At 66.1% G+C, this 12,668-nt stretch carries 10 protein-coding genes; 7 read left to right on the top strand and 3 right to left on the bottom strand.

Going from position 1 to position 12,668, the window contains the following annotated elements; translation table 11 throughout:
* Positions 1-81 precede the first annotated feature (81 nt).
* Positions 82-1,086, bottom strand: coding sequence for a LysR family transcriptional regulator (locus FHG09_RS17640; RefSeq protein WP_152348950.1), 1,005 nt, complete (start codon positions 1,084-1,086; stop codon positions 82-84).
* Between the two features lie 91 nt (positions 1,087-1,177).
* Between FHG09_RS17640 and FHG09_RS17645 the strand changes: the two genes are divergently transcribed.
* Complete coding sequence (locus FHG09_RS17645; protein WP_227492846.1) at positions 1,178-2,722, top strand: aminotransferase class I/II-fold pyridoxal phosphate-dependent enzyme; 1,545 nt, start codon at positions 1,178-1,180, stop codon at positions 2,720-2,722.
* A 327-nt stretch (positions 2,723-3,049) separates the two neighbouring features.
* Complete coding sequence (locus tag FHG09_RS17650; RefSeq protein WP_152348951.1) at positions 3,050-4,588, top strand: MFS transporter; 1,539 nt, start codon at positions 3,050-3,052, stop codon at positions 4,586-4,588.
* Between the two features lie 285 nt (positions 4,589-4,873).
* Here FHG09_RS17650 and FHG09_RS17655 read toward each other — a convergent pair whose 3' ends face one another.
* Positions 4,874-5,620: a GntR family transcriptional regulator gene (locus FHG09_RS17655; protein ID WP_152348952.1), complete on the bottom strand. Its 747-nt coding sequence runs from the start codon at positions 5,618-5,620 to the stop codon at positions 4,874-4,876.
* 188 nt (positions 5,621-5,808) lie between these two features.
* Between FHG09_RS17655 and FHG09_RS17660 the strand changes: the two genes are divergently transcribed.
* A complete protein-coding gene (locus FHG09_RS17660) occupies positions 5,809-7,932 on the top strand; it encodes an FAD-dependent oxidoreductase (RefSeq protein WP_152348953.1) in 2,124 nt (707 codons plus the stop codon).
* Positions 7,929-8,975 (top strand): proline racemase family protein, encoded by a 1,047-nt coding sequence (locus FHG09_RS17665; protein ID WP_319803271.1) that lies wholly within the window; start codon positions 7,929-7,931, stop codon positions 8,973-8,975. Before FHG09_RS17660 ends, FHG09_RS17665 begins: the two co-directional genes overlap by 4 nt.
* A gap of 18 nt (positions 8,976-8,993) precedes the next feature.
* Here the strand turns inward: FHG09_RS17665 and FHG09_RS17670 are convergent, their stop codons facing one another.
* The gene (locus tag FHG09_RS17670; RefSeq protein WP_152348954.1) at positions 8,994-9,962 is read right to left on the bottom strand and encodes a quinone oxidoreductase family protein; all 969 of its coding nucleotides are present in this window, start codon (positions 9,960-9,962) and stop codon (positions 8,994-8,996) included.
* Positions 9,963-10,007: 45 nt separating this feature from the next.
* Here FHG09_RS17670 and FHG09_RS17675 point away from each other — a divergent pair, with 45 nt between their 5' ends.
* The 3 genes from FHG09_RS17675 (at position 10,008) to FHG09_RS17685 (ending at position 12,668) form a co-directional block, all read left to right on the top strand.
* Positions 10,008-10,688 carry a TetR/AcrR family transcriptional regulator gene (locus FHG09_RS17675; RefSeq protein WP_152348955.1) on the top strand — a complete coding sequence of 227 codons (681 nt, stop codon included), beginning with the start codon at positions 10,008-10,010 and terminating at the stop codon, positions 10,686-10,688.
* Between the two features lie 100 nt (positions 10,689-10,788).
* Positions 10,789-11,727, top strand: coding sequence for an ABC transporter permease (locus tag FHG09_RS17680; RefSeq protein WP_152348956.1), 939 nt, complete (start codon positions 10,789-10,791; stop codon positions 11,725-11,727).
* Positions 11,727-12,668 (top strand): ABC transporter permease, encoded by a 942-nt coding sequence (locus tag FHG09_RS17685; protein WP_152348957.1) that lies wholly within the window; start codon positions 11,727-11,729, stop codon positions 12,666-12,668. Before FHG09_RS17680 ends, FHG09_RS17685 begins: the two co-directional genes overlap by 1 nt.

Below are 12,668 nucleotides of genomic sequence, written 5' to 3' on the forward strand. Positions count from 1 at the left end.
AATCGGCAGAAATGGACTCCCCGCCTCGGCGCAGTGACCACAAACGGACCTGGGCCATGGGTTCGGTCCGGATTCGCGCAATCACCGCCACTGCCGGGTGACGGTACGAACGTCGGCGACCACCTCGGCGATGGCGGCGTTATGCGCATCCACGATCGGATCGTGGCGGGTGCGCACCGGCGACTGTGCGGCACGCGACACGAGCAGCACATCGCGGCGACAGTCGCTCAGCGGCATCGGGATGACCTCGATGTCCGGGTCGGTCGACAGCGAGGACTCGGGGATCATCGCCACCGCCAATCCCGCCGAGATCATCCGGTTGATGGCCGCATAGTCATCCATCCGCATTCCCACCCGGGGTTCGAACCCCGCGCTCAGACAGAAGGAGCGGACCACCTCGTCGATGGCGTCACCGGGGTCGATGCTGAACGCCCAGGTCTGTGAGACGAGTGCCTTGAGGTCCGGCAGCCCGTGGTCGTCCACGCCGATCGGGCCGATGGACTTCGGCACGCACAGGAACAGCCTCTCCGAATACAGGTGGGCGGCGGTGAGCGTCGTCGGAATCCACGTCCGATCGAGATCGGTCGACACGAGCAGTGCGAGGTCGAGGTCACCGGATTCGAGCCGGGAGACGAGCTTCGCGTGCTCGTCCATCGTCACGTCCAGGGCCGCGGTGAGGACATCCGTCCGGTCGCCGGCGACCGCCTCATCACGGGTCTGCCACCTGGGGCGGACCTGCAGCTGATCGTGCAGGCGCGGGATGACACGGGCACCGACCGTCGGCACGGCCCCGATGCGCACCGGCACCGCCTGGGATTCCCGCCAGAGGGCCACCTCGGCACCGAGCCGCTGACACAGACCGAGGATCTCCACGGCCCGGGTCACCACGAGGTTGCCCACGGTCGTCGGCTGCGATCCGCGCGGTGTGCGATCGAGCAGAGTGGCGCCCAGTGCCCGCTCAAGATTGCGCAGATGGTGGTTGACCGTCGGCTGGCTCCACTGCAGCTGCGCGGCGGCCGCGGCCACGGATCCGGTCTCGGCGACGGCACGCAGAGCGGTGAGCCCGCGAGTATCCAGAGGTCCCATTGCTCTCCCCCATTGAGTTCAATACTGACTATAGAGCAAGGGAGGAAAGTTGCTATTCTCTCGGACCTGCTCGCCTCCTTAATCTGGACGCATGACCGTGCACCAGGACTCCCCCATGCCCCCGGCCCCGCACACCTCCTCGGGGTCACCGACGCATCCCGCCCTCACGCAGTCCCGCGCACCCTATGCCGAAGCTCTGGCACACGCGGCCGACCGCAACTCGCTGTTCCTGTCCACCCCAGGACACGGAGGCACGACTGAGGGCATCTCCGCAGGTCAGGCCGAATTCTTCGGCGAGCACACCCTCTCCCTGGACATCCCCCCGCTCTTCGACGGCATCGACCTCGGCGTCGATACCCCGAAGGACGAAGCCCTGCGCCTGGCCGCCGAGGCCTGGGGCGCCCGCCGCACCTGGTTCCTCACCAACGGCTCCTCGCAGGGCAACCGCATGGCCGCCCTGGCCGTCGGCACCCTCGGGTCCGGCGTCGTCGCCCAGCGCAGCGCGCATTCGAGCTTCATCGACGGCATCGTGCTGGCCGGACTCAACCCCGGCTTCGTCTACCCCAACGTCGACGAGGTCAACGGCATCGCCCACGGCGTCACCCCCGACGCCCTGCGCCGGGCCATCCGCAGTCATCCCGAGCCGGTGACCGCCGTCTACCTCGTGACCCCGAGCTACTTCGGTGCCGTCGCCGACGTCGAAGCCCTCGCCGAGGCGGCTCACGAATCGGGTGCGGCACTGATCATCGACGCCGCCTGGGGCGCCCACTTCGGCTTCCACCCGGACCTGCCGGCCTCCCCCGTCACCCAGGGCGCCGACATCGTCATCATGAGCACGCACAAACTCGCGGGCTCGCTCACTCAGTCCGCGCTGCTCCACCTCGGTGACACCGAGTTCGCCGATCGTCTCGAACCGGCGCTGGCCCGCGCCTTCATGATGACCGCCTCCACGAGCGAGAACGCGCACCTCATGGCCTCGATCGACCTGGCCCGCCGCGAACTCATGACCTCGACCGAGGCGATCACGGATTCGCTGGAGAACATCCGCCAGATCCGCGCGCAGATCGAGGCGACCGACCGCTACCACCTGCTCTCCGGCGAGTTCCTCGGCCATGCCGACGTCGTCGACATCGACCCGTTCCGCCTGCCCATCGACATCACCGCCACCGGCCTCGACGGACACACCGTCCGCAAGCGCCTGGCCGAGGAGTTCGACATCTTCCCCGAGATGTCGACGGCGACCACCCTCGTCGCACTCATCGGCATCGGAAAGTCCCCGGACATCGGCCGCCTCATCGATGCCCTGGAGACCCTGCGCCTCGAAACCGCGGACTCCGCCTCGGCGACGAGCCCGGCAGCCGCCCTCCCGCCGCTGCCCACGGCCGGCCGGCTGGCGATGACCCCGCGTGAGGCGTATTTCGCCGATTCCGAACTCGTCACCGCCGCCGAGGCGGTCGGACGGGTGAGTGTGAGCTCGCTGGCTGCGTACCCGCCCGGGATCCCCAATGTGCTGCCCGGTGAGGAGATCACCGGCGAGACCATCGGCTTCCTCCAGGCCGTGGCGGCGAGCCCCTCCGGTCACGTCCGCGGCGCCGTCGATCCCGGCCTCGAAACCTATCGCGTCGTCAGGTACTGATCGATCAGCGCTCCGTCAGCACTCCGTCAGCGCTCCGGCCGATCCCGATGTCCTCGGGCGACAACGTCACTGGACAAGGGGCACTGCGAATTAGGCTATATCCTTGTTGCGTATCTTCTGGACCACTGGACGGATTCCAACGAAGGCAACTGCCCGCGGGTGCATTCGGCGTGAACTGTGTCACAATTTTTATTGACATGCTTTCACCGCCACGTAAGGATGTTCTGCATTGTCGAAATTCGACAGCAACTGCCGCGCAGAGTTCGCTCCATTCCGGCGACTCGGCACTGCAACTTGCCCAGCAGCAGCTGAAACGAGGAACCACTGATGCCAGAGGCCCACGACAGACCCGCGCAGACAGACAAGAAGCCGACCCGCAGGGAACGGCGTGCGATCAAGAAACAGAAGCGGTTCGAGGCCGATGACTGCATCGTCGTCGAAACAAAATCGATCCGCACCGCCATCGGCGGCACCACAGTCGGCAACTTCATGGAATGGTTCGACTTCGGTGTCTACGGCTACCTGGCCGTGACGATGACCTCGGTCTTCACCGAAGGCATGGATCGACAGATGGGTCTGCTCGTGACCCTCCTCGGCTTCGCCGTGTCCTTCCTCGTCCGCCCGCTCGGCGGCATGGTGCTCGGACCGCTCGGCGATAAGATCGGACGACAGAAGGTCCTGTTCTTCACGATGGCCACGATGGCCACCGCCACCGCCCTCATCGGCGTCCTGCCGACCGCGGCCCAGGTCGGCCTGTGGGTGATCGTCCCCCTCTACCTGCTCAAGATGATCCAGGGCTTCTCCACCGGCGGCGAGTACGCCGGTGCCACCACGTATGTCTCCGAGTTCGCTCCGGACAAGTCCCGCGGCTACTGGGCCTCCTGGCTCGATGTCGGCTCATACCTCGGCTTCGCCGCCGGTGCCGGAACCGTGGCCATCACAACAGTGGTCACCACGTCCATCAACGGCGAGAACGCCATGCTCGACGGTGGTTGGAGGATCCCGTTCCTCATCGCCATCCCGCTCGGTGCCGTCGCCATCTGGTTCCGTCTGAAGATCCCGGAGACCCCGAGCTTCGAGTCGAGCGAGGAAGCCGGACGCGACGTCAAGGTCAAGGACGACAAGTACGCCCGCCACGGTCTCATCGGCGTCGTCCGCCACTTCTGGAAGGAGATCCTCATCGGCATCGCCGTCGTCGCCGGCTCCCAGACGGTCGGCTACGCACTGACGAGCTTCATGCCCACCTATCTGGAAGAGACCGTCAAGGTCTCGAACGTCCAGGCCGCCGTGGCCACGATCCCGGTCCTCGTCATCATGTCGCTGTGCCTGCCGCTCATCGGCAGGCTCTCCGACAGGCTGGGACGCAAGTTCGTCTTTCTCGCGGCCGCGATCATGACGATCGTCCTCATCGTTCCCGCGTTCGCCGTCATGCAGATCGGTGAGATGTGGGCGGTGATCGTGGCCCTGTTCATGGTCGCCCTGCCCGCCGGGTTCTACATCGCGTGCCTGGCCTCGACGCTGCCGGCTCTGTTCCCGACCGCGTCGCGCTACGGTGCGATGGGGCTGACGTTCAACCTCGGCGTCTCCCTGTTCGGCGGCACCACGCCGCTGTTCGCTCAGGCACTCATCGACCTCACCGGCAACTCGTACATGCCCGCGTTCTACATCATGTTCTTCTCGGTCGTCGCGCTCGTCGCCGTGCTGCTCATGAAGGAATCGGCACACAGGCCGCTGCCCGGCTCGTTCCCGACGGTGAACACCCACGAAGAGGCCGAGGAGCTGGCACGGACCCAGGCGGACAACCCGGACATGGACATCGATTCCATGCCGATCGTCGACATCGACCCCGACAAGGCACCTGCCTGATCGAGGTGAGAACCTGATCGGCTGCGATGCCAGATCGAGTGCAGAAGAAGCTGGGCCGTTCCGTTTCCGGGCGGCCCAGCGTCGTTTCTCGGTGCGGTTCGTAGGCGTGGGCAGGCAGCCAAGGCTATTTCGGCACTGTCTTCTCTGAACTCCTCACGTTCCTCCCTGTGCAGTTGAGAAAAAGGTGTGCCGATTCGCCAGGTCGCATCGATGCAACGGCGCCGCAATCGCCTCGTTCAAGCCGCAGCGCGTCTGTCGAAAGGTGCAAGGCTCGACAGTGACGACTCAGCCTTCGGCGTCCGTCGTGGCCGGGAACCGTTTGAAGAAGTAGAGGTTCGACGTCACGAGCTCGGCCACCTCGGCGGAGTCTCCCGCTTCGATGAGATCGACGATTCTCGGCAGCTCGCCGGCCGAGTCCACTGCGACGGCCCCGATGTGGTCCTGTTGCCGGTAGAGGCGGGACTGATCGCGCAGGCGCAGACTGATCGATGCCGCCCGCCCGCCGAGACCGAACTCGAGCAGAGCCTCGTGAAACCGGCGGTCCTGCGTGTAGAACTCCGCGAATTCGCCGGCCACGGCGGCGGCGACAGTCGCCTCGGCGAAATCTCGCAGTCGTGCGATCGCCTCGGCCTTGGTCGCTGTTTTCATCGCCCAGATCGGCCCTGCATTCGCCCCGCCTGCTTCGCCGTCAGCGTCCGCCGCACGGCCGACGATGTCATCGCTGCCCGCCTCGGCCAGGCTGCGGGCGGCCGGAACGGCGAGAAGGACGCGGATGGCGATGATCTCCTCGAGGTCCGCCTCGGTGATCGTGACCAGGCGGAAGCCGCGATTGGGCACGGCTTCGACGGTCCCTTCGGTCACGAGCGCCATCATCGCCTCACGCACCGGGCTGAGCGAGATGCCGAGCTGCTTGGCGAGGCCAGCAGCGGAGTAGATGCGATCCTCCGCGAGCTCACCTGCGGTGATGGCATCGCGGATGATGCCCAATGCCTGCTCGCGCAGCGATTCGGCCTGCGGTCTCACTCGCTCCATCTCACACACCCCTTCGAATCGCGGTCGGCCCGCCGGCTCGATCTCTGAGCCCCGATCTGCTCGCCGACTATTGACAGCATAACCGCGAGATCGCACCATTGACGTAGGTAGTCGGTAATCGATTACCCACCTCGACTCCTCACCGGAGTCGTTCCCACAATGACGTTCCTGCAACGAAGGAGGAACCCATGACTGCCGAACCCGCACCCGGCACATCTGCACCGACCACGCCCGCGGCGAAAGCGTCCGCCGATCCGCTGCTCCAACCGTTCACGCTGGGGCCGGTGCAACTGAAGAACCGCATCGTGTCCACTGCCCACGAACCCGCCTACACGGAACTCGGCATGCCCAAGGACCGCTACCGCCTCTACCATCGGGAGAAGGCACGTGGTGGAGTCGGCCTGACGATGACCGCAGGTTCGGCAACAGTCTCCAAGGACTCCCCCGCCGCCTTCGGCAACGTCGATCTCTCCACCGACGAGGTCATTCCGTGGCTGGCCGCGATCGCCGAGGACTGCCACGCCGAGGGCACTGCGGTGATGATCCAGCTCACGCATCTGGGGCCGCGGAACTCGAACTTCACTGCCGACTGGCTGCCGCTGATCTCAGCCGGCCGCCATCGCGAGCCGACTCATCGTTCGTTCACGAAGGCGATGGAGGACTTCGACATCGAGCGGGTCGTCGACGACTTCGCCGCGGCCACGGCGCGCGTGAAGGCGGCCGGCTTCGACGGGCTCGAATTCCTCCATACCGGACACCTCATCGACTACTTCTTCGCCTCCCGATTCAACGACCGGGACGACGAGTACAACGGAGACCTCTCAGCCCGCCTGCGGTTCCCCCTGCGCATCATCGACGCGATGCGCAAGGAGTCCACCGGAATGGCGCTGGGCGTGCGCATGTCAGTGCTCGAGCAGGTCGCCGAAGGCACGTCCGAGGAGCAGGCCATCGAGGCACTCACGGAATATGCGGCCCACGGCATCGACTTCCTCAACCTCAATGTCGGGACGATCAGCTCTGACCGGGAACTCGCCGAGGCGATCCCGGGCATGGGCACACCCTCGGCACCTTGGCTCGAAACCTGCCGACGCATCCGTGAGGCCATCGATCTCCCCGTTCTCCACGCCGCGCGCATCGCTGACGCTCCGACCGCCCGCTTCGCGATCGAGGACGGCTGCCTCGACCTCGTCGGCATGACCCGAGCACAGCTGGCCGATCCGTATCTGGTGACGAAGATCGAGGAGAAGCGCGAGGATGACATCCGGCCCTGCGTGGGTGCGAACATGTGCCTCGACTCCATCTACACCTCGGGAGCGGCGACCTGCATCCACAACCCGGCCAGCGGCCGGGAGGCGGACCTGCCGCAGGAGATCCCCCACGACGTCGAGACCGGATCCAAGCATGTCGTCATCATCGGTGCCGGTCCCGCCGGGCTCGAAGCCGCCCGCGTCGCCGCCGTGCGCGGGCACCGCGTGACCCTGCTCGAGGCCGAGGACGCCCCTGGCGGGCAGGTCCGCCTCGCCGCCCGCTCGCAGCGTCGCCGCGACCTCATCGGCATCATCGACTGGCGCGCCCAGCAGTGCAGGAAGCACGGTGTCGATCTGCGCCTGAACACCTTCGCCGAGGCGGACGACATCCTCGCCTTGGACCCCGACGTCGTCATCGTCGCCACCGGAGGAGTCCCCGACGCCGGGTATCCCTTCCGTGAGCAGGGCCCGAGCTTCGACGTCTGGGACGTCATGGACGACCGGCTCAAGTCGAAGCAGCGGGTGCTCGTCTTCGACGACCACGGGTTCTACCCCGCCCTCGACGCCGTCGAACGTCTGGCTCGGGGCGGCCAGCAGGTCACCTACGTCAGCCCCGAACGCACGATCGGCATCGACGTGGGATCGATGAACTCCCCCGCCTATCTGCAGGCGTTCTCCGAATTCGGGGTCGAGGTCCGCCTCGGCGAGCGCCTGACGGAGAAGCCGCGGATCGAGGGGAAGGAGATCGTGGCGATGCTGCGCAACGACTATTCGGATCGGGAGACCGAGGTCGTCACCGATGCCGTGGTCGTCGACTTCGGGACGACCCCCAACGATGAGGTCTACTTCGAGCTCAAATCGCAGTCGTCGAACCACGGAGCGACGGATCTCGAGGCGTGGGTGCGGGGACGGCCTCAGCCGGATTCCGGTGCCGACCCGGAGAGCACATCCACCGACGCCGAGGCGGGGCCGAAGTTCGCGCTGTACCGGATCGGTGACGCTGTCACCTCCCGCAATGTGCATGCGGCGGTGTTGGAAGGATTGAGAGTGGGCATGGGTCTGTGAGCACGATCTGCACGAGCATCGATTTCCACACTGCCGGCGAACCGTTCCGGATCGTGGCCGAACCGCCCGTGGACATCCCCGGCGCGAGCGTGGCCGAGCGTCGGGCGCTGGCCGTGCCGGGCTCGGCGGTCGATGATCTGCGCAGGCTGCTGTGCTTCGAGCCGCGCGGTCATGCGGACATGTACGGCGGCTTCATCACCGCCCCCGACGATGACGGGGCCGATTTCGGGGTGCTGTTCTGGCACAAGGACGGCTTCTCCACGGCCTGCGGCCACGGGACGATGGCGCTCGGGGCGTGGGCGGTGGCGTCCGGAATCGTCACCGTCGACCCGTCCGGGATCACCGAGGTCACGATCGACGTCCCCTCGGGTCGGGTGCGTGCGCAGGTGCACACCGATGCTCAGAGGCGGGCCACCTCGGTGGATTTCGTCAATGTGCCCAGTCGACTCATCACTTCTCGGATCACAGTGCCCACGAGCCGGGGACCGGTATCGGTCGACCTCGCATGGGGTGGGGCGATCTACGCGATCGTCGATACCGCGGAGTTCGACGCCGCCGCAGTCGACGCGACCGGGTTCGGCACCCCCGGTCGCCAGGTCGTTCCCGAGAATCTCACCGCGCTCATCGCCGTCGGCAGGGAGATCAAGGCGGGTCTCGCCGAGAATCCGCACACCGTCCATCCCGAGGACGACCGCCTCTCCGGCGTCTACGGCACGATCTTCGTCGACCGGTTCGGGATCCTGCCCGACGGGGCGCTGCATCAGCGCAATGTCACGGTCTTCGCCGACGGTCAGGTCGACCGCTCACCCTGCGGTTCGGGAACGGCGGCTCGAGTGGCCGCTCTCCATGCCACCGGTGAGCTTCGACCGGGGCAGACGCTGATCCATGAGTCGATCGTCGGCACGCGTTTTCGGGCGAGAGTGCTCGAGGAGACCGCTGACGGCGTCGTTCCGGTCATCAGCGGCAGTGCCCACCGCGTGGCAACCTCGACCTTCGAGATCGACCCGCTCGATGACCTCGTGCCCGGGTTCGTGCTGCGGTGAGTCTCCGTTCCTCGTCGATCAGTGCTCGAGGATGATCTTTCCGGTCGTCGCCCGGGACTCGAGCGCTGTGAAGGCGGCGGCCACCTCGGTGACGGGGAACCGGTCGCCGATATCGATCTTGAGGTCTCCGCTGCGGATCCAACCGAAGATCTCGTCTGTGTGAGTGCGGAGCTCTTCCGGGGTCCGGACATGGTCGGCGACGGTGGGACGGGTGAGGAAGAGCGAGCCCGAGGTGTTGAGGGTATTGACGTCGACCGGATCGACCGGTCCGCTGGCGTTGCCGACGACGACGATGGTGCCGCGGGTAGCAACGGCTTCGAGGTCGCCGTCGAAGGTGGTCTTGCCGACCCCGTCGTAGACGACCGAGGCGCCCCGGCCGTCGGTGACTGCGCGGGTCTTCTCGGCGAAGTCCTCGTAGCCGAAGATGTGGGCGGCGCCGTTCTTCCGGGCGATCTCCGCTTTGGCCTCGGAGGAGGTCGTGCCGATCACCGTGGCTCCCTTGAGCACCGCGATCTGGGTGAGCAGCTGACCGAGGCCACCGGCGGCCGCGTGGATGAGGACGACGTCGCCGGATGAGACCGGGTAGGTGTCCGTGGTCAGATAGTGGGCGGTGATGCCCTGCATGAGGGCGGCAACAGCGGTCTCGTCATCGATGTCATCCGGCAGCGGCACTGCCTTGTCGGCATTGACGAGCGCGGTCGCTGAGAAGCTTCCCTGACCGCCGGCCATCCAGCCGACGCGATCGCCGATGGAGAAGCCGTCGACTCCGTCACCGACGGTGGTGACCGTGCCGACCCCTTCGACTCCGGCGCGGAAGGGGGTGGGCAGGGCGGCACGTCGCTGGACGACGTCGAGGAAGTTCACTCCCGACTTGCTCAGACTGACCTGCAGCTGACCCTCGGCGGGCGCGGCGGATGTGCTGGAGTCATCAGCGGTGACCACGTATTGTTCGGGTCCACCGTGTTCGTTGACGATGATCGATGTCATTGCTGCCTCCTCGAAGTCGAGATCGATGCGGACTATAGTCCGGGTATGGAAGAGATTATCGGACCGCAGTCCGCTTATGGAAGTGGGGACGAGAAGCTTCTCCCCTTGGTCCCCTCGCAGGCACCTCTGCGCGCCGATGCGCAGAGAAATCGGCGGAAGGTCCTCGATGCGGCCGCTGACATCCTCGTCGAGCACGGAGTGGACGGGCTGACGATGGACGAACTCGCGCGGAGTGCCGGGGTCGGCAAAGGCACCCTCTACCGCAATTTCACCGACAAGGCGGGGATCGCCTCCGCCTTGCTCGATGACCGCGTCAGGGACATGCACGCCAAAATGCTGCAGGGGCCGCCCCCACTGGGGCCCGGCGCCTCAGGAGGCGAGCGCCTCCGAGCATTCGTCGCCGCCTACCTCAACCACATCGCGCGCAATCTCGACCTCGTGCTCCTCACCGAAAGCAGCTCCCCGAAAGGACGCTTCGACCGAGAGACCTACCCCTTCTGGCGACGCCACGTGGAGATCCTCATCACCGACATCTGGACGAACGAGACCCCCGAGCCGTCGGCAGCGAACGCACCCGAGTCCGATCTGATCCGAACCCGCGCCGAGGCGGTCATGGCAGTTCTGTCGGCCGCACAGATCGATCAGTGGCTGCACAGGCAGGGGCGCGCACTCGACGAACTGATCCCTCAGATCCAGACGATCGTCACCGCGATCGCCTCACAGTAGGGACCGACACGCCGCATCCCGAATCGCAGAGGCAAGCCGTAGTGCGAATAGACTGACAGGTGTAATCCAGGTCACACTTCGGAGTCGCAGGAGGCCAGCCGTGGGCAAGTACATCCTCCGGCGTGTGCTGCTGATGATCCCGATCGTCCTCGGTGTCGCCACGCTGTCCTTCATCCTCATGAAGCTTGCCCCCGGGGACCCCGCCGCCGCCTATCTCGGCGACAAAGCCACTCCGGAGAACGTCGCTCAGCTTCGTCAGGCCTGGGGTCTCGACGAACCGATGATCATCCAGTATCTCCAGTTCCTCGCGGGCCTCCTCGTCGGTGACTTCGGACAGTCATTCATCTTCCAGACCTCGGTGCTCGAGCTGCTGAAGCTGCGGATGCCGGCGACGCTGCTGCTCATGCTCGTGTCCCTGGTGTTCGCTGTCGTCATCTCCGTCCCGCTGTCACTGTGGGTGGCCGCAAAGAGATCAGCCGCCTCGGCGATCGTGTCCAGGGTCTTCGCCGCCACCGTCCAAGGCATGCCGGCGTTCTTCGTCGGTACGCTGCTCATCCTCGTCCTCGGCGTGAACCTGGGAATCTTCCCGGTAGGCGGCTACGGCAGCAACTTCGGTGAGCACCTCTACTCCCTCGTCCTGCCCGGACTTGCTGTGGCGCTGACGATCTGCCCCGTGCTCATCCGCAGCCTCACGGCGGCACTGAACGATTCGATGTCGGCCGAGTACACGAACTTCGCCCTGTCGAAGGGACTGAGCAGGAAGCGGACCGTGATCGACTACGCATTCCGCAATGCCGGAATCACGGGTGTCTCGATCCTCGGCATCCAGGTCGGCCACCTCGTCGGCGGTGCGCTCGTGGTCGAGAACGTCTTCGCGATACCCGGAGTCGGCTCACTCCTCATGGAAGCCGTCCTCGCCCGCGACTACGACGTCGTGCAGGCCCTGACCGTGATCTTCGGTGTCCTCGTCGTCCTCGTCTACCTGCTCACCGACGTCGTCTACAGCCTCGTCGATCCGCGCGTGCGTCTGGGGGCCTGATGACCGAACCGATGACCTCCCCCGCGACGGCCGGCCCCGGTGGCTCCGGAGGCAAGCCACCGCGGACCCGCGGCGGCACGGCGTCCCGGGCGACGCCGACCGCACGGTTCACGCTTCCCCTGCCGGCGTTCCTGCGGCGGCACAATCTGCAGCTGTGGATCGGTGCGGTCATTCTCGGTGCGATGGTGCTGCTGCTCGCCATCGGGCCGCTCTTCGTCACCGATGATCCCAACCGGCAGGACCTGCTCAACACCTTCGCCCCGTCTTCGGTCGCGCACCCACTGGGCACCGATCAGCTCGGCCGTGACGTCCTCTCCCGCTTCCTCCACGGGGGACGCGTCGACCTCATCGTCGCCGTCGTCGCCGTCATCGTGCCCTTCCTCCTCGGCACCGTCCTCGGTTCGCTGGCCGGGTACTTCGGCCGATGGGTCGACATCGTCATCATGCGCCTGGCCGATATCGTCTCGGCGTTCCCCTTCTACGTCCTCGTCATCGTGCTCGTCTTCGTCATGGGCAACGGGATGGGCAGCATCTTCGTCGCCATCAGCGCCGTGTCCTGGGTGGCCTACGCCCGCATCGTCCGCGGCGAGGTGCTCGTCCTGAGAGAGCAGGAGTTCATCTCCGCCTGCCGCGCCTCGGGTCTGAGCACACCCCGGATCCTGTCTCGCCACATCATTCCGAACACCGTCAGCCAGGGCGTCATCTACGCGATGTCCGACATCGTGCTCAACATCGGAGTCGTCGTCACCCTCAGTTACTTCGGCATGGGCATCGTCCCACCGACCGCCGACTGGGGTCAGATGATGAATGACGGTCAGCAGTACATGGGCACCGGCAACTACGGACTCATCCTATGGCCGGGATTCGCCGTCGTCATCGTGTCCTTCGCACTGGCGCTCATCGGCGACGGACTGACGAACACACTGAAACCGAAGAGGTGA

Source organism: Brevibacterium sp. CFH 10365 (assembly GCF_009299785.1).
GTDB classification, from domain to species: Bacteria; Actinomycetota; Actinomycetes; order Actinomycetales; family Brevibacteriaceae; genus Brevibacterium; species Brevibacterium limosum.